Here is a 26,117-nt window from a genome sequence, read left to right on the forward strand (position 1 = left end):
CGCCGCGCCCGCCGTCGGTGGTGCCGGCGGCGCGGTACGCGCGCTCTCGGTTGGCCTCGGCGCGGACGCGCTGTCTGGCGCGCTCTCGCGCCGTCGGCCCCGCCTGCGCCGCCGACCGCCGGGCCTGGTCGTGGAGGCGCCCGCTGGCGTGGTACCAGAGGAAGTACGACACGGCGCCGAACGGCACCGCGAGCGCTAACGCGATCGGGTGGAGGACGATCCCGCCGATCACGAGCAGCGCCGTCATGCCGACGAACGTCCCGGCGAGCCCGACGACGATCGTTCGGTTCGTCACGGGCGTAATGGGGGTCGAAGGACCGTAAGACTCTCGCCGCCGCCGGGGCGGAACGCCGTCGGCTCCGCACCGTTTATGCCCGCGGCCGCCCGGATACGGGGTATGCAACCGGCGGACAGAGAGACGGTGACGGGGCTGCCGCCCGGGATCGCCGCCGCCCGCGATACGCTCACGCCGATGCTCTCGCAGTACGCCGACCTGTGTGCCGCCCACGAGGACGCACTCGTGTTGTTCCAGGTCGGCGACTTCTACGAGGCGTTCTGCGAGGCGGCCGAGACGGTGGCACGCGTCTGTGAGGTGACGCTGACGGAGCGGTCCGACTCCACCGGCGACTACCCGATGGCGGGGGTTCCCATCGACAACGCCGCGCCGTACCTGGAGTCGCTGCTCGACGCCGGCTACCGCGTCGCCCTCGGCGACCAGGTCGAGGACGCCGAACAGGCATCCGGGCTCGTCGACCGCGCCGTCACCGAGGTGATCACGCCCGGTACCGTCGTCGAGGACGACCTCCTCGAATCGGGGACGACGAACTACGTGGCGGCGGTGGCGGCCGACGACGCCGCCGGAGAGAGCGGTTCTGCGGCCCGCGTCGGACTCGCCGCCGTCGACGTCTCGACGGGCGAGTGCCTCGTCACGTCGGGCGACGCGGACGCGGTCGCGGGCGAACTCGACCGGATCGCGCCGGCGGAGCTCATTTCGGGGCCGGACGCTCCGGACTTCGCGCCGAGCGACGCGGCCCGCGGCTGGACGCCCCACGAGTACGACGACGGCGCGTTCGACCGCCGGCAGGCGGCCGAGCGGCTGGAGCCGTACCTCTCCGCGCCCGACCGACGCTTCGCGTCCGACGCGGAGCTGCGGGCCGCCGGCGCGGTGCTCGCGTACGCCGAGTACACGCAGGGCGACGACGGGCCGCTCTCGTACGTGACGCGAATCCGCCGGTACGACCCTCACGACCGGCTCCGGCTCGACGCCGCGGCCCAGCGGAGCCTCGAACTGTTCGAGAACCGCGGGCTCGGCGCGAGCGACACGCTGTTCGACGCGCTCGACGAGACGAACTGCGCGCTCGGTCGGCGGTGTCTCGAACGCTGGCTCCGGCGCCCGCTCGTCGACGCCGACGCGATCCGGAGCCGCCACGACGCGGTCGGCGAACTCGCCGACCGGAGCCTCGCGCGCGAGGGAGTCGCCGACGCGCTCGCGACCGCCTACGACCTCGAGCGGCTGGTGAGTCGCGTCTCTCGCGGGCGAGCGGACGCCCGCGACCTGCGCTCGCTCTGCCGGACGCTCGCGGTGGTCCCGGAGCTGAAGGCGACCCTCGCCGACGCGTCGGGCGACGCCGGGGGAACGGACGCCGTCGCCGAGGAAGCGGGCTCAGACGCCGAGTTCCCGCGGACCGACCACCTCCGCGACCTCCGCGAGCGGCTCGACGCGCTGGCCGAGGTCCGCGAGCTGATCGACACGGCGATCGCGACCGACCCGCCACAGGAGATCACGGAGGGCGGCGTGATCCGCGAGGGGTTCGACGACGACCTCGACGACCTGCGCGCCACGGAGCGCGAGGGCCGCGAGTGGGTCGCGGACCTCGAGACCGCGGAGCGCGAACGGACCGGCATCGACTCGCTGTCGGTGGGACACAATCAGGTCCACGGCTACTACATCGAGGTGACCGACGCCAACCTCGACCGGGTGCCGGACGACTATCGCCGGCGCCAGACGCTGAAGAACAGCGAGCGCTACGTCACGCCGGAGCTGAAAGAGCGGGAGGAGTCGATCGTCGGCGCCGCGGAGCGCGCGGACGCCGTGGAGTACGAACTGTTCGTCGACGTCCGCGACCGCGTCGCGAGCGAGACCGAGCGAATTCAGGGACTCGCCGACGCGCTCGCCGAACTCGACGCGCTGACCTCGCTCGCGGCCGTCGCGGTCGAGCGCGACTACGTCCGCCCCGAACTGCGCGCCGAGGCCGAGGGGAGCGTCGAGAGCGACGCGGGGATCGCGATCGAGGGCGGACGACACCCGGTCGTCGAGCGGACCGAGACCTCCTTCGTCCCGAACGACGCCGACCTCCCCCGCGGGTCGGTCGCCGTGATCACGGGGCCGAACATGAGCGGGAAGTCGACGTACATGCGGTCGGTCGCGCTCGCGGTCGTACTCGCGCAGACTGGGTCGTTCGTCCCCGCGCAGGCGGCGACGCTCCCCGTCTTCGACCGCGTGTTCACCCGGGTGGGGGCCTCGGACGACATCGCGGGCGGGCAGTCGACGTTCATGCGCGAGATGAGCGAGCTGACAGAGATCCTCCACGACGCCGGCCCCGACTCGCTCGTCCTCCTCGACGAGGTGGGGCGGGGAACGGCGACGACGGACGGGCGCGCCATCGCCCGCGCGGCCGCGGAGTTCCTCCACGACGAGCTCGGCGCCACCGCGCTGTTCGCGACCCACTACCACGGGCTCACCGACCTCGCAGACGAGCGCGAGCGCGTCTTCAACCTCCATTTCACCGCCACCCGCGAGGACGGTGACGTGACGTTCCTCCACCGAGTCGTGCCCGGCGCGTCCTCGTCGTCGTACGGCGTCGAGGTCGCCGAGTTGGCCGGCGTCCCCCGTTCCGTCGTCGACCGCGCCCGCGACCTCGTCGCCGCCGACGAGGCGGACCGCGATCGCCGGACGAACGGGACCGACGCCGGCGCGCGCGTCGACGACGGAGCGGCGAGCGGCGAGGAACTGTCGGGCGATAAGGACCGTGACGGCGACGCGTCGCTCCGCGAGTTCCTCGCGGAGGAGGCCTCCGACGAGCGCGGCGCGAGCGGCTCGGACTCGGGCGACGTTCCCGGCGCTCCGGCCGAGAGCGGCGACGCCGGGAACCGCTCGCCCGACGGCGACGCGGAGGTCCCGGCCGGGGGCGGGACCGACCTCGCCGCGGCCCTTCGCGACCTCGATCTCGCTCGCATGACGCCGATCGAGGCGCTGAACGCACTCTACGACCTCCAGTCGCGAATCGACGATGACGGGTGACGGAGACGAGGGTCGGGGCGCGCCCGGAGCCGAAGACCGGAGAGGGAACGCCGGCCGCGTGCGCCGGCTCGACGCCGAGACTGTCGACCGGATCGCGGCCGGCGAGATGGTGACGCGGCCGGCCAGGGTCGTCGGCGAACTGGTCGAAAACGCGCTCGACGCGGGGGCCTCCCGGGTCGAAATCGCGGTCGACGGCGACGGGACCGATCGAATTCGCGTCGCGGACGACGGCCGCGGGATGGCTCGGGCGGACGCGACCCGGGCGGTCGAGCGTCACGCCACGAGCAAGCTGGCACCGGACGGCGATCCGGTCGGAGTCGAATCGCTCGGGTTCCGCGGCGAGGCGCTCGCGGCTATCGCCGAGGCCGCCCGGCTCGAACTCGTGACCAGCCCCGGCGACGGCGTCGGGACGCGGGTCGTCGTCGACGGGACCGCGAGCGAGGGCGGTGGCGTAAGCCGCTCGGCGGACGACGCCGAGTCGGGCGCGGCGGTCGAACCGGCGGGGCGAGGCCGGGGGACCACGGTCGTCGTCGAGGACTTGTTCGCGACCCGGCCGGCCCGACGCGAGTCGCTCGCGGGCGCGAACGCGGAGTTCTCGCGGATCTCCGGGCTCGTCGCCGACTACGCCCTGGCGAACCCGTCGGTAGCGTTCGCGCTCGAACACGACGGGTCGACGACGCTCTCGACGCCGGGAACCGACCGGACAGACGCGCTGCTCGGGGTGTACGACCGCGACACCGCGAGCCGGGCGACGACCCTCTCCGCGAGCGTCGACCTGGACGCGGGCGGGTCGTCGCCGGTCTCGCTGACCGTCTCCGGCGTGCTGGCGTACCCGTCCGTCACCCGAGCCACTCGCGACCACGTCCGCGTGTCGGTGAACGGGCGGCCGGTCCGCAACGACCGGCTCGCGGCCGCGGTCCGCGACGGCTACGGCCGGCTCCTCCCCGACGGCCGTGAGCCGGTCGCCGCGGTCGACGCGTCGCTGCCGCCGGCCCGGGTCGACCCCAACGTTCACCCGGCCAAGCGGGAGGTCGGACTCCGCGACTCGGACGCCGTCGCCGACGCGGTCGAGTCGGTGGTCGCGGACGCGCTCACCGGCGCGGACCTCCGACGCTCCGCCGACGTCGACACCGACCTCGAATCGGCGCTCGACGCGGTCGGCGACGAGGACGGCTCGCGGGCCGGGGCGTTCGCGGACGCGGACCCGATCGGGGTGTTCCGCGACCTGTACGTCCTCGTCGAGGCCGGCGACGAACTGCTCGTGATCGACGGCCACGCCGCCCACGAGCGCGTGAACTACGAGCGCCTCGCGCGGGCGTTCGACGGCGACCCGCTACCGACCGCGACGCTCGACCCGCCCGCGACGGTCTCGCTGTCGACGGACGAGGCGGCGGCCGCGAAGGCGCACGCGGAGGAGCTGGCCGCGCTCGGGTTCGAGACCGAGCCGTTCGGCGGCGGGACCCGCCGGCTGCGGACCGTGCCCGCCCCCTTCGGGCGGACCGCGGACGCGGACGCCTTCCGCGACGCGCTCGGCGCGATCTCCGGACCAGACGGCGGCCGCGGCGCCTCGGCGGACGTGCGCGACGACCTGCTCGCGGACCTCGCGTGTCATCCCTCCCTGAAGCGGGGCGAGTTCGACGACCTCGGGGACGAGAAACTCCGACACCTGCTCGACCGCCTCGGCGAGTGCGACCGTCCCTTCGCCTGTCCGCACGGCCGTCCGACCGTCCTCTCGGTCGACGAGGGGACGTTCGCGGCCGGGTTCGGTCGCGATCGATGAGCGGGGGCCGCGCGCGGCGAGCGCCGACCGAACGGGCGTAACTGACCGGTATCTATTAACGCGAAGAACCCGGGGGTGATCGTATGGGAGAGGAGCCGAACGTGACTCGGGGCTCGCTACCGCAGGAGCGGTCCGCCGGCCGGTTCTCCGGCCCGGACGGCTTCCGCGACCTCGTCGAGCGGCTTCTCGCGTGGCTTCGAAACCGACGAGAGTCGGCCTTGGAGAGCGTCTCGACCGCGACGACGATGCGGAACGTCGTCGACGCGGACGCGATCGCCGACCGGACTCCCCCGAAGTGGAGCGTCCTCCACGACGTGGTCACCTACGGGACGGACTCGCTCACGGACGTGCTCGTCTTCAGGCACGGTCCCACCAGACAGGACCTGGTGGTGATGCCGGAGCGGAACACCGAGCCGGAAGGGGAGATCAGCTTCTATCACGCCGACCGCACGAAGGGCGCGCGGCACCTGCTGTCGATCGGTGCGGACTCGCTCACGGCGGCGCTCAGCTACGTGTTAGAGCGCATCGACCAGTTCGAACGGTTGTTCACCGGACGCGGCTCGCAGCTGCCGAGCGGCTACACCGGGCCGTCGGACCGGTAGCTCCGCGGAGAGGCAGGCGACGTATCTTCGACCGCGTAGCGACGGGACCGGAGTCGCTGGGCTCGTCGACCGTTCCTCCGAACGCATCCGAAGGGAGCCGCAGAGAGCAGTGCGGTCCGAGACGACCCCGACGGGGCGGTCTCAGACCGAGGAGTCCACCGGGCGCCCCTCGCCGTCGACCCGCTCGACGCTCTCCTCGCCGCCCGACGTCTCGGGCGGGTGCGAGACCGTCCGCTGCGGGTACGGGATCGAGATGCCGGCGTTGGCGAAGCGGTCCTGTATCTCCTCGACCGCGGTCGCCTTCGAGCGCCACCGCGCCTGCGGAGTCGGGGGGTCGATCCAGAAGCGGAGGTCGAGCAGGATCGCCGAGTCGCCGAAGCCGGACGGGATCGCGTACGGCTGGGGGTTGTTCGCGATCGTCGCGATCTCGGTGAGGACTTCCTCGGCGATCTCGGCCGCCTCCTCGGGGTCGTCGTCGTACCCGATCCCGACCTCCATGTGGATCCGGAGGCGACCCTCGCGGCTCCGGTTCGTGATCGCCTGGTTGGCGACGATGTCGTTGGGCACCACGACGAACTCCCCGTCGAAGTTGCGCATGTGGGTGTTCATGATCGTGATATCCGTGACGAACCCCTCCTCGTTGCCGATCTCGACCCAGTCGCCGATCTCGAACGGACGGGCGAACATCAGCACGAAGCCGGCGATGAGCGATCCCAGCGTCTGTCGGGCCGCCATCCCCAAGACGATCCCGAGGAAGCCCGCCCCGACCAGCAGGCCGCCGAGGTTCACGCCCCAGATGCCGAGGACCGTGATCAGCGCGAGCACGAGCAGCCCGACCTGTGCGAGCCGCGTGAGCAGCTGTTCCTGGTGGGCGGTGATCCGGTCGCTGTCGGCCGACAGGTCGGCGACGTACGTCTCCAGGGCGTCGCTGACCACGTAGGCGCCCCCGAGCAGCATGACCGAGACGATGACCTGCCCGCCGACCCGCACGGCGTTCTCGGCGACGGGCAGCACCGCGACCACGTACTGGAACTGCCCCCACACCGTCAGGACGGCGACGCCGGCGAGCGCGAACAGCGCGAGCTGCGAGAGCCCGACCGCCACCCGCAGGAGGAAAGAGGCCGGGACGCCCCCGCGGAGCGTCTCGATGGCTCCCTCCCCCGACTCGTCCGTCCGGTCGTCGATGACCTGGTCGATCCATCCAGAGACGGCCTGCTCCCCGGTACGAACGGCCTTCGGAAGCAGTAGCCACCCCACGGCGAGCGTGACGAGCGCGATGCCCGCGGTGGCCGCCAGTCGCCCCTCCGTGCTGGCGACGTCGCTCAACACCGCACCGGCGCGAGTTCCGAGTCCCCCGATCACGGTAGGTGGTTCGTCGCCGGCCGGATAACGGATCCGACGCGAGTCTCACCTGAGAGAATTAGCTCGGCGGAGCGACTCTACCCGAGCCGCGGACCGCCTCGCCGTCACCGGCCTCTGCGGAGCTCTTCGATCAGCTGTTCGATGAGCGCCGACTGTCGGTCCAAGCGCTCGGACTGCGTCTCGACGGTGCGCCGCAGCGCGGCGACCTCGCTCGCGAGGTCGGCGTCCTCGACCCCCGCGCTCTCGAACGGCGAGCCGTCGAACGCGTCGTCCGACGGGACGGCGGCGTCCGCGTCCTCCTCCCCGACGGGGCCGACATCGGTCTCGACGGGTTCCCCTGCCGTCGGATCCGCGGTCGCGGCGTCGGCGACCGCCGACTCCGCCGCGACCGATTCGGCGTCGTTCGGCGCCGCAGGCTCCGCCTCGGGCTCTCCGTCCAGCCGGTCGGCAGCGGACTCGGTCCCCGTCGCGTCGGCGTCGAGCGCGGTCGGGTCGTCGACGGTCGCCTCGTCGACGGCCGCGTCGGCGTCGAGCGGGTCCCCGTCGAAGGACTCCTCGCCGAGCGGATCGGCGGCGTCGCTTCCGTCCGACCCGACGACGGTCTCCGGTTCGGTGGAACCGGCGCCGGCCGTGTCGGTCGCGGCGCTGCCGCCCAGACCCGTCGTAGGGGCGGACTCGTCAGAGTCGGTTCCGGCGGCGTCTGCCTCCGCATCGGCTTCCGCGTCGGCGACCGGCGACGCCGAGAGCGGGTCCGGCCCCTCGCCGAAGTCGGTCGCCCCGCCGCCCGTCTCGGCGTCGACCGCCGACTCGTCCGACTCCGCGGCGACGACCCGGAACTCCTCTAAGCTGTCGACCTCGTGGAACGAACACACCGCGTCGGCGAGCGTCTCTCGGAGCGCCCGGGCGGACTCGTTCGGCGCCTTGAAGCGCTCCGAGCGGCCGTCGTGGACGAGGACGACCGCGGTGGCGACGGTTCCGTCCTCGAAGTCGAGGCCGGTGAGGTCAGCGTAGTGGAACTCCTCGAAGTCGGGGTCCCAGACGGCCGACCCGACGTGTTTGACCAGCCGCTCGCTGGTGACGACCAGGGTGAGCTCAGAGAAGCGGAAGGTTCGCAGCACGGTCTCGCCGGTGCCGGTGACGCCGCTCGCGGAGAGGACGCCGGCGAGGAGCGGATGGAGTACGTCGTCGACGCGCTTGCTAGGGACCGAGAGCGTCTCGTCGCCGTCGAGGCCGTACCCGAGGGTGATCTTGGCCTTGCGGCGGCCCGTCGAGACCTCGATGCGCTCGACGTCGTGGCCGTACTCGTCGACGGACTCGTCGGACAGGAGTCCGTCGCCGCGGTAGACGAGGGTCCGGCTGGGCGTGACCGCGAGCTGATCGCCGCCGCCCAGCGGCACCTCGGCGACGACGTCCTCGTCTCCGACCGTCGCCGCGAGCAGTTCGGGAAGGCTCATACGCCTCGGATACGCCGCGCCCGGCATAAATCCGCTGGGTCGACCGCGAGCACGGGCCGATCGCGGATCCTCGACCCTCGAGAGCGACCGCCCGCGGCGCTCTGCGATCGGTTCACACGCTTCCGACGGATGGGAAGGTTAAAGAGTCTCATCGCGGTACGAAACAGTGAGGCCGGGTGGCTTAGCTGGACATAGCGCCGCACTCATAGGGTTCGGAGATTCGGTGCGGTGACGCCTTGGAAGCGTCCGCGTCCTTCCCGTGGCTCCGCCGAGCCTCGGACCTGGGACATGCGGAGATCGTGGGTTCGGAGCCCACCCCGGCCACTCTCACAGTCTGTTTACTCTGCGAGCGATGGCGCTTTTCAACTGTGGTCGTTCTCGGGGCACGTCGTGGGACCGCTCGGCGATATCGAACCCCAGCCGACGGTTCCTACAGCGCGACCGCCGTCCCCGCGACGAGCGCGACCGTGACGGCGACGCCGCCCAGACCGAGCAGCGCGTAGTTGGCGACCGGATTCGCCGCGGTGAACAGATCCAGCGTGTACTCGGTGTCTCGCACGGGCGCATACGGCCGGATCCCCATCGGCGTGAGCGCGTCGGCGAGGAGGTGCGAGACGATCGTCACGGCGCCGAACAGGAACCCGGCGCCGCCGAAGAGGAGCGCCGCGGCGACGCCGCTCCCGAGGCCGAGTCCCGCCCCGACGACGCCGAAGACGGCGCCGACGAGCAGCGCGAACCAGACGGTGTGCGTGATCCCCCGGTGTTTGACCAAGGGGACGCGCGTATCGAGGTCCGGCACCATCGCGGTCGAGGCGATGCCGACGGCGCCGGCGGCCCCGAGCTCCAGCGAGGTGAGGGCCGTGAGGACGAACCCGAACGGTGCGTACACCGCGAGCGACGCCCCGACGTGGCCGTTACGGTACACGCGATAGGCTGCGTTCCCGGCGCGTAAGTCCGTTGCGTCGACTCGCCGGGCGCTCCGACCTCGGGCGGACCGCGGTGCGGGCTCATCGCTCTCGTTCCGCGGCCGGGCGAAACGCCTACCACGGCCGGCCGTGACGGTCCGGTATGACGCTCACCGCCCGCGACCTGATGGAACCGGACGTGAAGACGGTCTCGCCGGACGACGACGTCACCGACGTGTTCAAGAAGTTCGCTCGGTACGAGTTCAGTGGCTTCCCCGTCGTCGACGAGGCGGAGCGACTGGTCGGTGTCATCACCGAGTCGGACCTCGTCGACCTGTTCGAGCCGGAAGACGAGACGCTGTGGATTCCGATCGGGCTCCCCCCGTTCGTGGACACCCTCAGCTACCAGGTGAAGCGACCGTGGGCCGACCTCGACCTCGGCATCGACCTGATCCGCAACGCCGACCGCCCCGTCTCCGAGGTGATGAGCACCGACGTGGCGACGGTGACGCCCGACACGGACGTCGACACCGTGCTGGACCTGCTCGTCGGCGACGACCCCGACATCAACCGCGTCCCCGTGGTGGACGACGACGAGCGGGTCGTCGGGATCATCGCGCGCCAAGACGTGGTCCGCGCGTTCCGCGACCGCCGACTAGAGTAATTCGACGCGAACAGTCCTGACGGCTCTGTTGAAATCCTCTTGTTCGGATAGGTTCTTACCTGAAACAACTGGTCGCTGAAAGGGTGCGTATGTGTTATATCAAGCAGTAAATTTTAGATGATCCAAATTATAAATCATAATCCGAGAAGTACAAATCTAATACCATAGAACACGATAACAACACCCGCGATCCGGCCGACAGTAATCGATAGTTGAGTCATTCCGATATCAGCCGCAGTCTGTTTTGTCCCCCATGATTGCGCGATGCGATAGTATTTATCCATAATAGGGGGATGTACTGCGAACATCCCGCCTATAAATATAGATATAATTCCAAATCCTATCAGCGGAAGACTGATCATAAGATATTGTGGCAGGTACCGAAGAAAATGTCTTGTCCCTCCTGTTCGGTCATAGGTTCATCTTGATACGCACTTGTCCTGTGCTGAGCGATTGGGGTGGAAAACTATCAGTTACTGAGGATTTCCACAGAGCCAGTACAGGATATCTTTGGAACAGTTCCCAGAGTTTACTCGGTGGAAGAGTCGTTCTATTTTTTCTCAGCTACAGGCGATTGGGTCGGGGGAAATCGCCGTAACACAAACGCAACAGTAGATGATACAGTCCCTATTGGGACGCCATACAAAATTGCTGTCCCCACGCCCGTTAAAACTCCATAGTTAGGTTGGGGGTGAGTAAGAGCGGTGACACCGTACAGGGAATAGCCGCTCATGATGATCACGGCGACGGCGATACTCAGCAGTATTCCGTCGTTGCGATATGTGTGTCTCCCTACCAGAATAATCGCTGATACTGTAACCCCAAGTGGACTCATAAGCAAACCAGATGAGTTTCCCATCTCGGAATTTCCAACAAGATAGAGTTGACCGAAGAACAAGGCCATGAGAATGACGGAGTACCCGAGATACCGAAGCGATAGGTTCAACGACTTCCCGAGAAGGAACGATTCTAACCGCGAATCCATACATGTCGATGGGTCACTGGTTGTATAAGCTTTTCATCAAGAAAGCTCTCCGGAAATCAGACATATAGATAGTAGGGGCTCTGTTGAAATACTCCGTAAAGAGTTTTCAGCGACCGGCCGTTTCAGGCGAGAATCTTCCTAAAGAATAGGGTTTCAACAGAACCGTCTTGACGGACATTTTAAAAATAGTCGATCACGCATCGGCGGTGAATGGCTCTAAAGCCCCAGCCGCGAGGACGGCGCACGCTCGCTGCGCTTCTCGGTCGCTCACTTCGTTCGCTCCCTGCGGTGCTTGCGTCGCCTGCGCCGTCCTCGCGGCTGCCCCTTTGAGTCCCACCCGACCACAACCGCACAGCGCCTCACGCCTCCCCAGCCTCGTCAGTCGCCGTCGCTCCGCTCGCCGACTGACTCCCTCGCACGCGCTCCTCGCGGCCGCCTTCGGCGGCCACTCGGAGGCGCGCGCCGACCGCACAGATGCTACGCTGGTCGTTCGCTGATACCGGACGGACGAGATCGCCCGAGGCACCGAGGGACAGCCTCTTACCGGCCGACCGTCAGAAACGGACGGACATGCTGATCGCCGGAACAGTCGTCGCCGATCCAGAAACCGTCATCCCCGACGGCGCCGTCGTCGTCGAGGGAGAAACGATCGCCGCGGTCGGCAACGAGGCCGCCCTCCGAGAGCGCTACCCCGACCACGAGCGGCGCGCATTCGACGTCGTCGCGCCCGGCCTCGTCGGCGGCCACGTTCACTCGGTCCAGTCGCTGGGCCGGGGGATCGCCGACGACGCCGCGCTGCTGGACTGGCTGTTCGACGCCGTGCTCCCGATGGAGGCCGCGATGGACGCCGCGGCCACTCGGGCGGCCGCCGAACTCGGCTACCTAGAGTGTCTCGAATCGGGGACGACGACCGTCGTCGACCACCTCTCGGTCAACCACGCCGCGGAGGCGTTCGAGGCCGCGGTCGAGACCGGGATCCGCGCGCGACTCGGCAAAGTCCTGATGGACAAGGAGTCGCCCGAGGGGCTGCTGGAGGACACCGACGCCGCGCTGGCGGAGAGCGAGGCGCTCATCGAGGAGTACCACGGCGCCGCCGACGGGCGCGTCCGGTACGCGGTGACGCCGCGGTTCGCGGTCACCTGTACGGAGGCGTGTCTCCGCGGCTGCCGCGACCTCGCCGACCGATACGACGGCGTGACGATCCACACGCACGCCAGCGAGAACGAAGACGAGATCGAGACCGTCGAGGCCGACACCGGGCGCCGGAACGTGCTCTGGCTCGACGAGGTCGGGCTCACGGGGCCGGACGTGACGCTCGCGCACTGCGTCCACACGGACGAGCGCGAGCGCGAGGTGCTCGCCGAGACGGACACGGTCGTCACCCACTGTCCCTCCTCGAACATGAAACTCGCCTCGGGGATCGCGCCGGTGCAGGACTACCTCGACCGCGGGATCACGGTCGCGCTCGGCAACGACGGGCCGCCGTGTAACAACACGCTCGACCCCTTCACCGAGATGCGGCAGGCGAGCCTCCTCGGCAAGGTCGACGCCCGCGACCCGACGCGGCTCCCGTCGGGGACGATACTGGAGATGGCGACGACGAACGGCGCCCGCGCCGCCGGCTTCGACCGCCTCGGTACCCTCGAAGCGGGCCAGCGCGCCGACGTGATCGGGATCACGACCGACCGGACGCGGGCGACGCCGCTCCACGACCCGCTCTCGCACCTGGTGTACGCCGCCCACGGCGACGACGTGGTCTTCACGATGGTCGACGGCACGGTCCGCTACGCCGACGGCGAACACGTCGGCGTCGACGCCGCCGCGGTCCGCGAGCGCGCGACGCGCCACGCGGCCCGCGTCGTCGAGGAGGCCGGGATCGAGATCGGCGCGCCCTGATCGATCGAACGAGACCGGTTTTCGACGATAACCCGGAGCGAAGGCGCAAAACGGCGTTGAGTCGGACAAATTCGGACTGAAGACCTCGATTTTATATGCGTGTCGCGCCCCTCGGAGCAGACACCATGACGGACCGATCGCGGACGACGAACGACGACCGCACTCACGACGACCCCGCCGACCGATTCGGACGACGAGAGTTCGTGGCACTCGGCGCCGGCGCGAGCGCGACGATGCTCGCCGGCTGTGCCGGCGGCGGGAGCTCCGGCTCGCCGGACGGCTCGGACGGCTCGGGCGGGTCCGACGGGACCGACGACGCCGACGTGACCACCGGGAGCTTCCGACTGCTCATCAGCGACGCCCCGGCGGACATCGCCGACTTCGACCGGCTCGACGTCACCCTCGACGAGGCCCGCGTGTTCCAGTCCGGGGGCGAAGGGGAGGACGAGGACAGCGAGGCCGACGAGGACACTGAGAGCCCTGACGACGACGAGTCGGACGCCGCGGGCAACGAGACCGACACGGAGGACGACCCCACGGGCAACGAGACCGACACGGAGGACGACGCAGAAGAGGAGGTCGAAAGCGAAGACGACGACTCGGAGACCGAAGAGGAAGACGACGCGGAGGGCAGCCGCGGCTACACCGTCGTCGACCTCGAAGACGCCACCGTCGACCTGACACAGGTGATCGAAGACGACGCGATCGCCGTGTTCGACGGCGAGATCCCGGCGGGCAGCTACGAGAAGATCGAACTCGAGGTCTCCGCCGTTCAGGGTATCGTCGACGGCGGCGAGGTCGACGTGAAACTCCCCAGCGAGAAGCTCCAGATCACGAACGGGTTCGAGGTCACCCCCGACGGATCTGTCAGCTTCGTCTTCGACATCAACGTCGTCAAGCGCGGCCCGAACAACGGCTACATCCTCAAGCCCGTGATCTCCGGGAGCGGGGTCGCCGGGCGCGACGTCGAGGTCAACGAGATCGACGACGATGACGAGGACGACGAAGCGGCGGAGACCGATGGCGACGAGTCGAGCGACGACGGCGACGACACCGATGAGAGTGGGTCGGACGACGATGACGCCGGCAACGAGACCGCCGAGACCGACGGGGACGGCAGTTAGCGACGCCGACGCTCCGACGGACCCGTCGGTCCGCGTCGCGCGGTACTATCGAGAACGTCCGTCCGAGCCCGCCGCGGTCACAGCGTGGATTCGACCGACGGCGCCGAACCGGGCTCGCCGGACGACGCCCACGTCGCGGCGGTGGACGGGTCGTTGAACGCCTCTACCTCGATATCCTCGACGTCTATCGTCCGTTTGAGAAATCGCCGCTTCGAACGCTCGCCGACGACGGCGAAGCGCTCGACGCCGCGGGCCACGGCGATCTGCGCCGACTCCCGGAGCGCCCGCCGGCCGGCGTCCGAACACGGCCGACTCGTCCGCACGATAATCACGACGGCGTCGACCTGGTCGGGGGTGGCCACGTTCCGCCACCGATCGAGCAGCGCCTCGCTGGCGGCGGGACTCAGCCCGGTTCCGTGCGGGAACTCGACGAGAAGGACGTCCCCCTCGACCCGCAGCAGCCAGCGCTCGCTCGGTTCCATGCCACCAGCTATCATATTCTCGATTATAAATCCGCGGCCCAAAATATCAGAGTTAGTAACTGGTCGCGGCGTCAGAGCGACGGGCACCCGTCGCCGAGAGGCGGACGAACGCGTTCACGGGCCGAACGGAGCGAGGAACCACTCCGTTTCTCGTCGAGAGAACCGCCGGCGGCGTCCGCGCCGTCTTACTTACCTCTCCGCTGATGGGTCTGATCCCGACGACGGCGCGGGCGAAGTGCGCCGCGTCCCGTCGTCGACGCGTCACTCCTCGTCTGCGTCGAGCGTCTCCGCGGTCTCGACGTCGAGCGCCTCGACGACCGCGGTCGCGAGCGCCTCGAAGGACGCTTCGTCCGGGACGACGTCGACTTCGATCCCCCTGTCGGCGGCCGTCTCGGCCGTCGGCGGTCCGATGACTCCGACGACCGCGTCCGCCAGTCCCGCTCGCGCCTCGTCGCGAACCCCGCGGTCGGCGGCCGCCGCGAGGAAGTTCTCGACGGTCAGCGAGGAGGTGAACGCGACCGCGGCGAGGTCGCCGGCCGCGGCCAACTCCGCCGAGTCGCCCGCGTCGGTCGGCCGCGAGAGCCGGTACAGCACCGTCTCGGTCACGTCGGCGCCGGCGTCGCGGAGCCCGTCGAGCAGGACGTCGCTGCCGTGGTCGGAGCGGGCGACGACGACGCGCGTGCCCGCGACGCGGTCCGCGAGCGCCGCGACGAGGCCCTCGGAGGTGTACTCGTCGGGGACGACGTCGACGGTCCAGCCGACCTCACTGGCCGCGGCGGCGGTCGCCGGGCCGATGGCGGCGAGGTCCGCGTCGCCGGGCTTCCAGCCCGCCTCGGCCGCCAGCTCGACCCCCGTCTTGCTCGTGAGGACGACGAGGGGCGCGTCGTCGGGGACGGCGCCGGTCGGCTCGACTTCGAGCATCGGGTCGGGCACCGGCTCCGCGCCGAGCGAGCGAAGCAGATCGACCGCCGCCTCGATCCGCTCGTCGTCGGGGCGGAAGACGGCCACTCTCGGGGGGCCGCCGTCGCTCACGCGCCGTCACCTCGACGGTCGTCTCCGTCCCCGTCGGCCTCTCCTCCCTCGTTCGCGGACTGGACGGGCGCCGAGCCGGCGTTCTCGAGGAAGGTCACGACGCGATCGCGGGTCGCGGCCACGTCGCCGATCACCGTGATCGCGGGCGGTTCGATCTCCGCCTCGTCGCGCGCGTCGACGATGGTGTCGAGCGTGCCGGTCGCGACGCGCATGTCGGGCCAGGTGGCGCGTTCGACCAGGGCGACCGGGGTGTCGCCGTCGAGCCCCGCGTCGCGGAGTTCGGCGGTGTACGCCGGGAGCTTTCCGACGCCCATCAGCACGACGATCGTTCCGCCGGTCGCCGCGAGCGCGTCCCAATTCACGGCGGACTCGTCTTTCGTCGGGTCCTCGTGGCCGGTGACGAACGAGACCGACGAGGCGTGGTCGCGGTGGGTCACCGGGATGCCGGCGACCGCAGGCCCGGCGATCGCCGAGGTGACGCCGGGCACGACCTCGAACGGGACCCCCGCCTCGGCGAGGTGTTCCGCCTCCTCGCCGCCGCGGCCGAAGACGAACGGGTCACCGCCCTTCAGCCGGACGACGCGGTTGCCGTCCTCCGCCAGCTCGACCATGCGCCGGTTGGTGTACTCCTGTGGCGTCCACTCGCCGCCGGCGCGTTTCCCCACGTCCTCGCGTTTCGCCTCGGGGATCTCGCCGAGGATCTCCGGGCCAGGAAGCTTGTCGTGGAGGACAACGTCGGCCGACTCGATCAGGCGCTTCGCCTTGATCGTGAGGAGGTCCGGGTCGCCCGGCCCGGAGCCGACGAGAAAGACGGTGCCGACGCCGTCGTCGCGTCGGCGGGTCGGCGGCTCGTCCGCGCCGGCTCCCGGGCCGGCACCCGTCCCGCCCTCAGTCATCGGCCCCCGCCTCCGATTCCGACTCCTCGCGGGCCTCGGCGATCAGGTCGGCGGCGCCGCGGTCAGCGAGATCCGCGGCGAACTCCGCGGCCGCCGTCGCGTGCGACCGGATCGGCAGGTCGCGGGTGTCGGCCACCTCCTCGGTCCCGTCCGTCGACAGCACCCGCGCCCGGACGTGGACGTGTTCGCCCTTGACGAGCGCGGAGACGCCGATCGGCGCGATACAGCCGCCGTTGAGTTCGCTCAGCACCGTTCGCTCGGCCGTGACGGCAACGCGGGTCCGCGGGTGGTCGACCGCCTCGCGGACCGTCTCGATCACGTCGGGGTCGCTCGCGGTGACGGCGATGGCTCCCTGCCCCGCCGCGGGGACGAACTCCTCGCGCGGGAGTCGCGTGGTCTCGACCTCGTGGAACAGGTTCGAACGCCGGAGCCCCGCTTCCGCGAGGACGACCGCGTCGTACTCGGTCTCGACTCTCCGCTCCATCGCGGCGCGTTCGAGGTCCGACAGCGAGTCGAACCACTCCTCGACGCTCTCGTCGAACTCCTCGTCGACTTCCTCGCCCTCGTCTTCGTCCGCGTCGGTCTCGGCGTCGTCGGCATCGTCCCCGTCACCCTCCGCGGTCAGCGCGCCGGCCTCGCCGGAGGCGATCAGCCGCCGCTCGTGTTCCGCCTGGAGCCCGGGGGCGAGCAGCTTCTCCAGCCGCGTGTCGACGTTTCCGCGGATCGGCTCGACGGTGAGGTCGGGCCTCGCGGCTCGGATCTGCGCGCCGCGGCGGAGCGAGCCGGTCCCGACGACGGCGCCGGACGGGAGGTCGTCGATGCCGAGCCCGTCCGGGTGAACGACCACGTCTCCCGAGGGGGCGCGCTCGGGGACGCCCGCGACGACGAGGTCGTCCATCTCCTCGGTCGGGAGGTCCTTCAGCGAGTGGACCGCGAGGTCGGCGTCGCCGGCGAGTACCTCTTCGTCGAGGGCGCGCACGAACGCGCCGGTCTTTCCGAGGCGGTGGATCAGTTCGTCGGGGATCTGGTCGCCGCGCGTCTCCACCTGCCGGAGTTCCACGTCGCGGCGCCGGCTCGACAGCGCGTCGCGGACGGTCTCGGCCTGTCGGAGGGCCAGGTCCGACCCGCGGGTAGCGAGCCTGAGCGTTTCGGTCATACGCGGACTCAGGCCCCCGCGTTCAAAAGCGCACCAGTTCGGTCGCCTCGGCCACCGCTACGGCGACGTGCTCGTCCGACCCTGTGCGCCGGGCCTACGGCTTCCGAGGCAACTCCCGCCACGGTCACGCCCCCTTTATCACTCCGCCCCGAAGCGACGGGCGAGATGACACGCGCGAGCGCCGGGGCGCGGCTCCACTTCGGCTTCTGTAACCTCAGCCTCTCGCACGAGCGCCTCTACGGCGCCCTCGGGGTCAGTCTCGCGGACCCGCGGGTCGTCGTCGACGCTGAGCCGGCCGACGGCGTGACGGTCTCGGTCGCGGACGTCGCGGGCGGCGCGGGCGGCCGGGGAGGCTCGGAGCGTGGCGCCCCGGACGGCTCCGGCGACTCGGACGCGGCCACGATCGCCGCCGACGCGCGCGAGTACGCCCGGTTCGCGGTCGAGGCGCTCGGGGTCGACGGCGCCCGCGTCACGGTCCGCGAGTCGCTCCCGCGACACGCCGGGCTCGGCAGCGGGACCCAGCTCGCGGCGGCGACGCTCGCGGCGGTCGCGAGCGCCCACGGCGAACCGGCTCGGGTCAGGGAGCGGGCGCCGACGATGGGGCGCGGCGGCCGCTCGGGGATCGGCGTCGCGACGTTCGAGGCGGGCGGGTTCGTCCTCGACGCCGGCCACCCGACCGCGCGGTTCACCACCGACAGACCGGCCGACGGCGAGTGGACGGTTCCGCCGGTCGCCGCGCGCCACGCGGTGCCGGACGACTGGCGGTTCCTCCTCGTCGAACCGGCCGCGGAGCCGGGGCGGAGCGGGGCCGCCGAGGACGACGCGATGCGGACCGCGGTCGAGCGCGCGGACCCCGGGCTCGCCGATCGGATCGGCGGGATCGTCACCCGACGTGTCCTCCCGGCCGTCGCGACCGGGAACGCCGAGGCGTTCGGCGCTGCGGTCGCCGAGATCGGTCGGCTCAACGGCGCATGGTACGCCGACGAGCAGGGCGGCGTGTACCGCCCGCCGGTCGGCGACGTGGTGGCCTCGCTGTCGGAGCAGTCGGCGGTGTTCGGCGCGGGTCAGTCCTCGTGGGGACCGACGGTCTACGGCGTCACCGACGCCGCGAACGCGGACGCGGCGGCCGCGGCCGGGGAGCGAGCCCTCGACGAGGCGGGCGTCGCCGGGTCGGTCTCGGTGGTCCGAGCGGCGAACGGGGGAGCGCGGGTGACGACGGGCGGCGACGAGGGGTAACACTAAGCCCCGCCACCACCCGGTGTGTGACATGTCGAGTCTACCGTTCGGAGTCGCGCGCCTCGACTCGATCCTCGGGGGCGGGGCGCCGCCGGGCAGCGTCGTGCTGCTCGCGGGCGAGTCCGGCGCGGGCGCCCGAGAGTTCTGTTACACCAGTGCGGCGATGAACGCGTTGGCGCGCGCCGACGAGGAGCTGTTCGACCTCTACTACGGCGACATCGACCCCGGCGCCGAGCTTCCGGAGTCGGTCCACTACATCTCTTTCACCGCCGACACCGGCGCTATCACTCGGGAGATGGAGTACACGATGGCCGACGAGATAGTCGACGCCGCGGTCGACGAGATATCGTTTCGTGACCTCTCGCCCGAGTACTTCCAGCTGTCGCCGGTGCCGCGAGACTGGTACGAGACCGAGACGACCTCGATAACGGAGCTCGGCGACCGCGGCGAGTACGAGGACGTACTCACCGCCTTCGGAGACTACCTCTCCGAGCACGGACGAGGCAGCCTCGTCTGTATCGACTCGGTGACCGACCTCGTCTCGATGGTTTCGGACGACACCGAGTGGAGCGACGTCGCCATGGTGATGAAGGGGCTGAAGAAGGCCGCCTACGAGTGGGACGCGCTCGTGCTCGTGCTGGTGAACGTCGACTCCATCAGCGACCGCGAGTTCGGCACCCTGATGGACGCGGCCGGCGGGACCTTCCAATTCAGCTGGGAGAGCGGCGGCTCACAGCGGGCCCGGACGATGTTCGTTCGCGAGTTCCGCGGCGTCCTCTCCCGGCTGGAGGCGGAGAACATCGTTCGCTTCGAGACCGAGATCCACGAGGGCGGATTCGACATCAGCGACGTTCGCAAGATCCGGTAGCGGGCGCTCCGGGCTCCGGTCGGGTCGCCGCCGAGTATCGATTCGGAGAACGGCGCGACAGGTTACTTAACCCTCGCCACTTAACGTCGCACAGATGACGGAGGAACCGCGATGAGTGACCTCGACCCGGTGGCCTCTCTCGACGCGGCCGCCGATGAGGCCGGCGTGACCCGTGAGGAACTCCTCAAGCGCGCTATCGTCGCGCTCGCGGAGTCCGAGGGGGTCGACGTCCCCGACGCCGATGAGGTCGCGGCCATCGAATCGCGGCTCGACGACCTCGACGAGGAGCTAGACGAGAAGGTCGGCGACCTCCGCGAGCGGTTCATCGACCTCTACCGCGAGGTCGAGTCGCTCGAATCGGCCGACGCGGGCGCGGCGAGCGAAACCGCGGACGAGACCGCGGCTCGTCTCGACGAACTCGCCGACGAACTCGAGGGGGTCTCGTCCCGTCTGGACCGCCTCGACGCGACGGCGGCCGACGCCGCGTCCGCGGACCGCGTCGACGACCTCGGCGATCGGATCGAGGCGATCGACGCGCGCCTCGACGGACTGGACGTGGTCGGCGACCGGCTCGACGGCGTCGACGAGCGCGTCGACGCAGTCGGCGGCCGAGTCGACGAGATGGACCGGCGAGTCGCGAGCGTCGAGTCCGACCTCGACGAGATATCCACGGAGGGGCTGACCGAGGTCGACGACAAGCTCTCGCGGGTCGCGAACGCGGTCGTCAAGGTCAAACGCCGGCTCGAAGCGGCCGAGCGCGACCGCGCGGACCGGGAGCGCGTGGACGCGCTGACCCGCACCGCGAACCGGCACGGCGTGCGGAGCGCGGACTGCGACCACTGCGGCGGCGGCGTCGAACTGGGGCTGCTGTCGACGCCGGAGTGCCCCCACTGCGGACACCGGTTCGAAGATCTAGAGCCGAACACGGGCTTTCTCGGCACGTCGCGACTGCTCGTCGGGGACCGCCCGGCGATCGACGGCGACGTCTCCGATGACGGCGCGGAGGCCCGAGACCCGACCGACACGAACAACGCCGCCGCGAGCGACGGCGGCGCGGACGGCGACCGCCGATGAGCGACGACGAGCCGGACGACGAGTTCGAAGCGCCCGACTCGGACGAGGTCGACGACCCCTTCGCGGCGCTCGGCGACGGGGTCGACGACGGCGATCTAGGTGACGAAACCGGCCTCGAGGAAACCGGCTTCGACGATGGCGACGACTCGGACGACCTCGGCCTCGGCCGATCGACGGACGCCGCCGATCGGGCGGACCCGGCGCCGGCCGCGACCGACGAGGACCCGTTCGCCGAACTGGACGCCGACGCCGGCGACGCGGACGGAGGCGATCCCTTCGAGTCGATGGAGGTCGGCGACGTGGGCGATGAGGACGTGTGGGACGCGCTCGACGAGGAGGGCTCGGTCGGCGCCGACGCGGGGACGTTCGACGACCACGAGGCCGGCGCGGCCGCCGACGCGTCGACTCGGTTCCCCGGGGCGGCGGGGCCCCCGGAGGCCGGCGACGAACGCGTGATCGACAAGCGGAGCTACTGCCAGCAGTGCCCGCACTTCGCGGAGCCGCCGGAGACGGCGTGTACCCACGAGGGGACCGATATCGTCGAGTCGGTCGACTTCTCGCGGTTCCGGGTCCGGAACTGTCCGATCGTCGAGGCCAACGACCCCGCGTTCGACGGCGAGTAACCGGAAGCGGTTTCTCGCAAGCGTTCCCGTAGGTCCGAGCGATTGCTGAACACGTTCAAGCGCGCTCGGACGAAAGGGCGCGCGTCTCGTGATACGGCCCGCATCGAAGGGGAGTCGGTCGGTCGAGTTCGGGTCGGGAGCCGTCACCGGCGCGGTAGGGGATTCGATTACGGTCGTCCCGCTCGTCGTCGCGCTGGCGCTGCTGACGGACGTGTCGCTGCCGCACGCGCTCGCCGCGTTCGGCGCGTTCCAGATCGTCTGGGGAGTTCGGTACGGACTGCCGGTGTCCGTCGAGCCGATGAAGGCGCTGGCCGCGCTCGCCATCGCGGGCGCGCTCACCTACGCCGAACTCGCGCTCGCCGGCGTGATCCTCGGTGTCGCCCTTCTCGCGATCGGACTGACGGGGACGCTCGCGCGCGTCGAGCGCTGGATCGGCGAGCCGGTCGTCCGCGGGGTCCAGTTTGCGGTGGGGCTCGTCCTCTTCGAGACCGGGGTCGGACTCGCGGTCGACGACCCGGCGGTGGCGCTCGTCGGCGTCGCAATCGCCGCCGCGCTCGCGCTCGCGGGGCACGGGAAAGCGAGCGCGCTGGTCGTCGCCGCCGTCGGGGTCGCGAGCGCGCTGGTCGTCGCCGGGTTGCCGACGCCGCGACTGCCCGGCACGCCGCCGACGCCGGCGTTCGGGTCGGCCCCCACGCGCGCCACGCTCGACGGCGTCGTCGCGCAGTTGGCGATGACCATCGGGAACGCCGCGCTGGCGACCGCGCTCCTCTTCTCGGACCTGCTCGACGCCGAGGTCACGCCCGACGAACTGTCGACGAGCATGGGCGTGACGAACCTGATCGCGGTGCCGCTCGGCGGGATTCCCATGTGTCACGGCTGCGACGGCGTGGCCGGCAAGCACGCGTTCGGCGCGCGCACCGGCGGCGCGAACGTCGTGTTGGGCGTCGGCTACCTCGCGGCCGCCATGTTCGCCACGCCCGCGGTGATCGCGGCGTTCCCGCTGGCGATGCTCGGCGCGCTGCTCGCGGTCGTCGCCGTCTCGCTCGCGCGCAACGTCACCGACTCCGGGAACCGCGCGCTCTCGGTCGGGATCGGGCTGCTCGCGCTGGCGACGAACCTCGGCGTCGCGTTCCTCGTCGGGATCGCCGCACACCTCGCGTGGGAGCGGATCGGCGGATAACGGGTCAGTGGGAGGAGACCAGTTATAAACAGGATGCGGTGGCGTGTGCCTGCGAGCGGCCGCTAGGCCGCGAGCCAGCACGCGCGAGGGAGTCGGCCGACCGAAGGGAGGCCGACGAGGCTGGGGAGGCGTGAGGTGCGGTGCTGTGCGGGGCGGCCCTCGCGGCTGGGGCTTTGGAGGAGTTCTCCGCCGATCTACTGACACCCATTCATAAGCAATCGGCTGGGGCTTTGGCGGTGTTCGCCGGCGATTACCCGACGACACCGAGATCTCGGGATACGAATCCATCACCTCACGCGACGTATTCGACCGTACCCGCCGAACCTAAACCGCTCAACCACGTACCGAACGAGTATATGCAGTTCTGTGACGACTGCGGCTCGATGATGGTCTCTCGCGACGGAGAGATGGTGTGCCAAAACGACGACTGCGGCGCCACGACCGAGCGCGACGAGACGCTCGCCGCCGCCTTCGAGTCGACGACGGAACAGACCGGCGACGAGGTGATCGAGACGGAGGAGGGGGCCAACTTCGAGGGGAAACCGACCGCCACCGACGTCGTCTGCGACGAGTGCGGTCACGGCGAGGCGTGGTACACGATCAAACAGACCGGCGCCGCCGACGAGCCGCCGACCCGCTTTTTCAAGTGTAAGGAGTGCGGCCGCCGCTGGCGGGGGTACAACTGACGCCGATGGCCGGCAACGGGCGCACGAGCCGGACGCCGCAGGCCCTCCTCACACTCGCGGTGACGCTTCCGGCCGCGTTCCTCCTCGGCCGCGCGCTGGGGTTCTGGCGGCTCCGGCTCGCCGTCGGCAAACTGCTCGCGCTGCTGCCGGACGAGGGGGCCCCGGACCACGTCCGGGTGTTACCGCCGCCGGCCGACGAGTACGCCGGGACGCTCCCGACGACGCCGGCCGAGACCCGCGACCGGCTCCCCGAACACGGCTTCTCGGAGCTGGTCCGAGCGTACTTCCACGCGTACGAGCGCGACGGCGACCTGATTCACGAGGTCGGCAGCTTCGTCCACCGCCCGGAGGGGCTCACCGGCGACTGGCAGGTCCACGTCCGGCTGTTCCCCGCCCCTGACGGCTCGACCGAGGTGTGGGCCCACTGGGAGCGGAACCCGTACGTGGCGCCGCTGGCGCATCTCAGGATGGAGGGGTACGACCCGGCCCGCGGCGAGCGGATGGCGGCGGAGCTGATCGACGACCTCCGGTGAGCGCCCCCGCCCCAGTTCGAGCATCTCCGAGCCCCTCCGACTCCCTGATGAACCCCTCTCATTCCTCTTTTTCGACCGCACCGAGAGCAGCGCAAAGATAGTCGAATGTGACGTAGCGGTCCGGTGCGCGCGACGCCATCGCCCGGGTCGAACCCGAAGTCGCCCCCGATCGAGTCATTCGGTGTCAGTGTGAATGTCAACTATCACCATAGCAGTTCCGTCAGCCGATTTATCTGAATCGGTCGAGATTAAGGGCGTAAATCCGGCCCAAACACGACTGAATTCCGCTGTAGCGTTTGGCCGGTTCATAGGGCTCGACGAGAGAGGTCGGGGCACGATGAACACCGAACGCATCGCACTGGTCGCGGTCACGCTGGCGCTCGTCGTCGGCGGGGTCGCGACGCTGCTCGCACCGACCGTCGTCTCCGGCCCCGGGGGCGCCCCCGGGCAGGCGTCGGCGACCACCGTCGTCACCGACGGCGGACTCGGATCGCTGTTCGGGGTCGCGCTCTGGGGCGTGACGCTCCTGTTCGGCGCGACGGCGCTCGTCTGGTTCGTGCTCACGACCGTCGTGGGCGCGGGCCACGAGACGCCGCCGAACGAGTACGGCCTCGACGAGGTACAGGTCCGGATCATGACCGTCGACGCCGCCGAGGTCGTTCAGGAGACGGTCGACTCGCTCCCCGACGGGCTCGACGACGTTCACGTGATCGCGGAGTCACCCATCGACGCGCGCGGGGCGACGGTTCACGCCGTCCCGGACGAGTTCTCGTGTCACGCGGTCCGGAAGGGCCGCGCACAGGAGTGGGCGCGGCAGGCGCTGGACTGTCGGAAGGAGTTCGTCCTCTACCTCGACGAGGACAGCGTCGTCGAGTCGTTCGACGGCCTTCCTGACGCTGACATCGTCCAGCTGCGCGAGAAGCCGCGTCGCACGGACTCGAACCTCAGCTACCTCGCCGACGTCTACCGGATGGGCGTCCAGCTCGAACAGCGCGCGTTCGCGCGGCTCTCGATCCCGCTTTTCGCCTGGGGCGGCGGCATCGCCGTCCGCACCGAGGTCGAAGAGCGGACGACGTGGGACCGCGAGACGCTGGTCGAGGACACCGCCTTCGTCTGGGCGGCCTTCCGTGAGCTCGACGTGACGTTCGCGCTGTCGGACGCGGTCTGTCGCAACGAGGCGCCCCCCTCGCTGTACGAGATCCTCCAGCAGCGCCGCCGCTGGGCGGCCGGAAACGTTCAGGCGTCGGCGATGCTGCCGCTGCGCTACGAGCTGTTGACGCGGGTCCGCAACTACGCGTGGGCGCTCTCGCCGATCGTCACCCTGCTCGTCGTCCCGCTGTCGCTGCTCAGCGTGACCATCGTCTACAGCGGCCTCTTCTTCGCCGCGTCGATGGGACTGGCGCTGTGTACCCTCGGGTGGTTCCTGCTCGGCGTCCACTACTACGGCGACGACCACCGTCACTGGGCGCTCGCGGTCCCGCTCGCGCCGCTCATCACCGTCGTTCACTCGATGGGGACGGTCGCGGGCATCCTCAACCCGCCGGAGACGTTCCGGGTGACGACGAAGGTCGGGAGCGACTGATCCCGCCGCGAGGCGGCCCTGATCCGCGTTCGCGGACCGAACTCACGAGTCGCCGCGCAGTCGCGGGGCGAAGAACTCGGCGACCGCTTCTCCCGCGCGCCCCGCTCGGCCGACGAAGAAGTGGTCCGACTCGAACGCGACCGTCTCGACGCCCAGTTCGGTCGCCCGCTCGACGACGGGCTCCCAGTCGGCGGTCGAGTCGCGGGTCGCGTACAGCACGCGAACCGGCACCCCGTGGTCGACGACCTCGCCGAGCGCTTCGACCGCGTCGACGTCGGGGTTCAGCCGCGCGGTCGGGGCGAGCGCGCAGACGCCTGCGAGACCGGGTCGCGACGCGGCCGTAACGAGCGCGACCGTCCCCCCGAACGAGAAGCCGAACAGCCCGACGCGGTCGTAGCGGTCGCGCGCCCACCTCACCGCCTCGTCCGCGTCGGTGGTCTCCCCGTAGCCCTCGTCCCAGTCCCCGTAGTCGAACCGGAGGCAGTCGATCCCGCGGTCGGTCAGGGCGTCGCTCACGGCCGTGAGGCGCTCGTCGCCGCGGTGGCCCCGCTGTTGCGGGTGCGGCGGACAGGCGACGACGACCGCGTCGGCGCGGGAGCCGTTCCCGGTGGCGTCGCCACCGCCGTCGCTCGCGGCGGTGTCGAGGGTGGCGCGCACGTCGCGGCCGCCGGGAATCAGGACGGTGTCGCTCACGGG

General features: G+C 70.4%; 22 protein-coding genes, 1 tRNA gene and 1 pseudogene. 15 read left to right on the top strand and 9 right to left on the bottom strand.

Translation table 11 applies throughout. The features are described from left to right. A pseudogene (locus ABDZ89_RS13235) lies at window positions 1-295 on the bottom strand (molecular chaperone DnaJ); the annotation flags it as partial. A 102-nt stretch (window positions 296-397) separates the two neighbouring features. Here ABDZ89_RS13235 and mutS point away from each other — a divergent pair. From mutS to ABDZ89_RS13250, 3 genes are all read left to right on the top strand, one after another. Next, window positions 398-3,301 (top strand): DNA mismatch repair protein MutS, encoded by a 2,904-nt coding sequence (mutS, locus tag ABDZ89_RS13240; protein ID WP_343779871.1) that lies wholly within the window; start codon window positions 398-400, stop codon window positions 3,299-3,301. Then, window positions 3,291-5,081, top strand: a complete 1,791-nt coding sequence (gene mutL / locus ABDZ89_RS13245; RefSeq protein ID WP_343779873.1) for a DNA mismatch repair endonuclease MutL — start codon at window positions 3,291-3,293, stop codon at window positions 5,079-5,081. The genes mutS and mutL overlap by 11 nt, the downstream gene beginning before the upstream one ends. A gap of 83 nt (window positions 5,082-5,164) precedes the next feature. Then, a complete protein-coding gene (locus tag ABDZ89_RS13250; protein ID WP_343779875.1) occupies window positions 5,165-5,683 on the top strand; it encodes a hypothetical protein in 519 nt (172 codons plus the stop codon). 141 nt (window positions 5,684-5,824) lie between these two features. Here ABDZ89_RS13250 and ABDZ89_RS13255 read toward each other — a convergent pair whose 3' ends face one another. Further along, on the bottom strand, window positions 5,825-7,045 hold the full coding sequence (locus ABDZ89_RS13255; RefSeq protein WP_343779878.1) for a mechanosensitive ion channel family protein: 1,221 nt from the start codon (window positions 7,043-7,045) through the stop codon (window positions 5,825-5,827). A gap of 104 nt (window positions 7,046-7,149) precedes the next feature. After that, window positions 7,150-8,499 (bottom strand): DUF7115 domain-containing protein, encoded by a 1,350-nt coding sequence (locus ABDZ89_RS13260; RefSeq protein ID WP_343779880.1) that lies wholly within the window; start codon window positions 8,497-8,499, stop codon window positions 7,150-7,152. A gap of 170 nt (window positions 8,500-8,669) precedes the next feature. Here ABDZ89_RS13260 and ABDZ89_RS13265 point away from each other — a divergent pair. Beyond that, a tRNA-Met gene (locus ABDZ89_RS13265) sits at window positions 8,670-8,823 on the top strand. A gap of 106 nt (window positions 8,824-8,929) precedes the next feature. On the opposite strand, the gene ABDZ89_RS13270 is transcribed toward ABDZ89_RS13265, so the two are convergent. Next, window positions 8,930-9,424, bottom strand: a complete 495-nt coding sequence (locus ABDZ89_RS13270; protein WP_343779883.1) for a metal-dependent hydrolase — start codon at window positions 9,422-9,424, stop codon at window positions 8,930-8,932. A gap of 143 nt (window positions 9,425-9,567) precedes the next feature. Here ABDZ89_RS13270 and ABDZ89_RS13275 point away from each other — a divergent pair, with 143 nt between their 5' ends. The 3 genes from ABDZ89_RS13275 to ABDZ89_RS13285 all read left to right on the top strand — a co-directional run bounded on the left by ABDZ89_RS13275 (window position 9,568) and on the right by ABDZ89_RS13285 (window position 14,073). Then, complete coding sequence (locus ABDZ89_RS13275) at window positions 9,568-10,068, top strand: CBS domain-containing protein (RefSeq protein ID WP_343779886.1); 501 nt, start codon at window positions 9,568-9,570, stop codon at window positions 10,066-10,068. Between the two features lie 1,555 nt (window positions 10,069-11,623). Beyond that, window positions 11,624-12,949: a 5'-deoxyadenosine deaminase gene (locus tag ABDZ89_RS13280; protein WP_343779888.1), complete on the top strand. Its 1,326-nt coding sequence runs from the start codon at window positions 11,624-11,626 to the stop codon at window positions 12,947-12,949. A 125-nt stretch (window positions 12,950-13,074) separates the two neighbouring features. Further along, on the top strand, window positions 13,075-14,073 hold the full coding sequence (locus tag ABDZ89_RS13285; protein ID WP_343779890.1) for a DUF4382 domain-containing protein: 999 nt from the start codon (window positions 13,075-13,077) through the stop codon (window positions 14,071-14,073). A 77-nt stretch (window positions 14,074-14,150) separates the two neighbouring features. Here ABDZ89_RS13285 and ABDZ89_RS13290 read toward each other — a convergent pair whose 3' ends face one another. The 4 genes from ABDZ89_RS13290 to hemC all read right to left on the bottom strand — a co-directional run bounded on the left by ABDZ89_RS13290 (window position 14,151) and on the right by hemC (window position 17,639). Continuing rightward, window positions 14,151-14,555, bottom strand: a complete 405-nt coding sequence (locus ABDZ89_RS13290; protein ID WP_343779892.1) for a hypothetical protein — start codon at window positions 14,553-14,555, stop codon at window positions 14,151-14,153. A 261-nt stretch (window positions 14,556-14,816) separates the two neighbouring features. Then, on the bottom strand, window positions 14,817-15,587 hold the full coding sequence (locus tag ABDZ89_RS13295; protein WP_343779893.1) for a uroporphyrinogen-III synthase: 771 nt from the start codon (window positions 15,585-15,587) through the stop codon (window positions 14,817-14,819). After that, a complete protein-coding gene (gene cobA / locus ABDZ89_RS13300; protein WP_343779895.1) occupies window positions 15,584-16,483 on the bottom strand; it encodes a uroporphyrinogen-III C-methyltransferase in 900 nt (299 codons plus the stop codon). Before cobA ends, ABDZ89_RS13295 begins: the two co-directional genes overlap by 4 nt. After that, window positions 16,476-17,639 (bottom strand): hydroxymethylbilane synthase, encoded by a 1,164-nt coding sequence (gene hemC / locus ABDZ89_RS13305; protein ID WP_343779898.1) that lies wholly within the window; start codon window positions 17,637-17,639, stop codon window positions 16,476-16,478. Before hemC ends, cobA begins: the two co-directional genes overlap by 8 nt. Window positions 17,640-17,804: 165 nt before the next feature. Here hemC and ABDZ89_RS13310 point away from each other — a divergent pair, with 165 nt between their 5' ends. From ABDZ89_RS13310 to ABDZ89_RS13345, 8 genes are all read left to right on the top strand, one after another. Continuing rightward, window positions 17,805-18,875: a beta-ribofuranosylaminobenzene 5'-phosphate synthase family protein gene (locus ABDZ89_RS13310; protein ID WP_343779900.1), complete on the top strand. Its 1,071-nt coding sequence runs from the start codon at window positions 17,805-17,807 to the stop codon at window positions 18,873-18,875. Between the two features lie 31 nt (window positions 18,876-18,906). Continuing rightward, window positions 18,907-19,743, top strand: a complete 837-nt coding sequence (locus tag ABDZ89_RS13315; RefSeq protein ID WP_343779902.1) for an RAD55 family ATPase — start codon at window positions 18,907-18,909, stop codon at window positions 19,741-19,743. A 111-nt stretch (window positions 19,744-19,854) separates the two neighbouring features. Next, entirely contained in the window at window positions 19,855-20,817 is a 963-nt protein-coding gene (locus tag ABDZ89_RS13320; protein WP_343779904.1) for a hypothetical protein, read from the top strand. Beyond that, on the top strand, window positions 20,814-21,440 hold the full coding sequence (locus ABDZ89_RS13325) for a DUF8135 domain-containing protein (RefSeq protein ID WP_343779906.1): 627 nt from the start codon (window positions 20,814-20,816) through the stop codon (window positions 21,438-21,440). Before ABDZ89_RS13320 ends, ABDZ89_RS13325 begins: the two co-directional genes overlap by 4 nt. 88 nt (window positions 21,441-21,528) lie before the next feature. Then, complete coding sequence (locus ABDZ89_RS13330) at window positions 21,529-22,620, top strand: putative sulfate/molybdate transporter (protein WP_343779908.1); 1,092 nt, start codon at window positions 21,529-21,531, stop codon at window positions 22,618-22,620. Window positions 22,621-22,976: 356 nt separating this feature from the next. After that, complete coding sequence (locus tag ABDZ89_RS13335) at window positions 22,977-23,306, top strand: transcription factor S (RefSeq protein ID WP_343779910.1); 330 nt, start codon at window positions 22,977-22,979, stop codon at window positions 23,304-23,306. A gap of 5 nt (window positions 23,307-23,311) precedes the next feature. Beyond that, the gene (locus ABDZ89_RS13340) at window positions 23,312-23,839 is read left to right on the top strand and encodes a hypothetical protein (protein ID WP_343779912.1); all 528 of its coding nucleotides are present in this window, start codon (window positions 23,312-23,314) and stop codon (window positions 23,837-23,839) included. Window positions 23,840-24,176: 337 nt separating this feature from the next. Continuing rightward, window positions 24,177-25,421 carry a glycosyltransferase family 2 protein gene (locus ABDZ89_RS13345; protein WP_343779914.1) on the top strand — a complete coding sequence of 415 codons (1,245 nt, stop codon included), beginning with the start codon at window positions 24,177-24,179 and terminating at the stop codon, window positions 25,419-25,421. A 42-nt stretch (window positions 25,422-25,463) separates the two neighbouring features. Here ABDZ89_RS13345 and ABDZ89_RS13350 read toward each other — a convergent pair whose 3' ends face one another. Beyond that, the gene (locus ABDZ89_RS13350) at window positions 25,464-26,114 is read right to left on the bottom strand and encodes a CocE/NonD family hydrolase (RefSeq protein ID WP_343779915.1); all 651 of its coding nucleotides are present in this window, start codon (window positions 26,112-26,114) and stop codon (window positions 25,464-25,466) included. Window positions 26,115-26,117: the final 3 nt, after the last annotated feature.

Origin of the sequence: Halorubrum ejinorense (assembly GCF_039522565.1) — an archaeon.
GTDB classification, from domain to species: domain Archaea; phylum Halobacteriota; class Halobacteria; order Halobacteriales; family Haloferacaceae; genus Halorubrum; species Halorubrum ejinorense.

Excerpts from the sequence above, each read along its gene's own strand:
- mutS (WP_343779871.1), top strand. The coding sequence starts at position 398 with ATGCAACCGGCGGACAGAGAGACGGTGACGGGGCTGCCGCCCGGGATC.
- mutL (WP_343779873.1), top strand. The coding sequence starts at position 3,291 with ATGACGGGTGACGGAGACGAGGGTCGGGGCGCGCCCGGAGCCGAAGAC.
- ABDZ89_RS13250 (WP_343779875.1), top strand. The coding sequence starts at position 5,165 with ATGGGAGAGGAGCCGAACGTGACTCGGGGCTCGCTACCGCAGGAGCGG.
- ABDZ89_RS13260 (WP_343779880.1), bottom strand. The coding sequence starts at position 8,499 with ATGAGCCTTCCCGAACTGCTCGCGGCGACGGTCGGAGACGAGGACGTC.
- ABDZ89_RS13275 (WP_343779886.1), top strand. The coding sequence starts at position 9,568 with ATGACGCTCACCGCCCGCGACCTGATGGAACCGGACGTGAAGACGGTC.
- ABDZ89_RS13280 (WP_343779888.1), top strand. The coding sequence starts at position 11,624 with ATGCTGATCGCCGGAACAGTCGTCGCCGATCCAGAAACCGTCATCCCC.
- ABDZ89_RS13285 (WP_343779890.1), top strand. The coding sequence starts at position 13,075 with ATGACGGACCGATCGCGGACGACGAACGACGACCGCACTCACGACGAC.
- ABDZ89_RS13290 (WP_343779892.1), bottom strand. The coding sequence starts at position 14,555 with ATGGAACCGAGCGAGCGCTGGCTGCTGCGGGTCGAGGGGGACGTCCTT.
- cobA (WP_343779895.1), bottom strand. The coding sequence starts at position 16,483 with ATGACTGAGGGCGGGACGGGTGCCGGCCCGGGAGCCGGCGCGGACGAG.
- hemC (WP_343779898.1), bottom strand. The coding sequence starts at position 17,639 with ATGACCGAAACGCTCAGGCTCGCTACCCGCGGGTCGGACCTGGCCCTC.
- ABDZ89_RS13310 (WP_343779900.1), top strand. The coding sequence starts at position 17,805 with ATGACACGCGCGAGCGCCGGGGCGCGGCTCCACTTCGGCTTCTGTAAC.
- ABDZ89_RS13315 (WP_343779902.1), top strand. The coding sequence starts at position 18,907 with ATGTCGAGTCTACCGTTCGGAGTCGCGCGCCTCGACTCGATCCTCGGG.
- ABDZ89_RS13320 (WP_343779904.1), top strand. The coding sequence starts at position 19,855 with ATGAGTGACCTCGACCCGGTGGCCTCTCTCGACGCGGCCGCCGATGAG.
- ABDZ89_RS13325 (WP_343779906.1), top strand. The coding sequence starts at position 20,814 with ATGAGCGACGACGAGCCGGACGACGAGTTCGAAGCGCCCGACTCGGAC.
- ABDZ89_RS13335 (WP_343779910.1), top strand. The coding sequence starts at position 22,977 with ATGCAGTTCTGTGACGACTGCGGCTCGATGATGGTCTCTCGCGACGGA.
- ABDZ89_RS13340 (WP_343779912.1), top strand. The coding sequence starts at position 23,312 with ATGGCCGGCAACGGGCGCACGAGCCGGACGCCGCAGGCCCTCCTCACA.
- ABDZ89_RS13345 (WP_343779914.1), top strand. The coding sequence starts at position 24,177 with ATGAACACCGAACGCATCGCACTGGTCGCGGTCACGCTGGCGCTCGTC.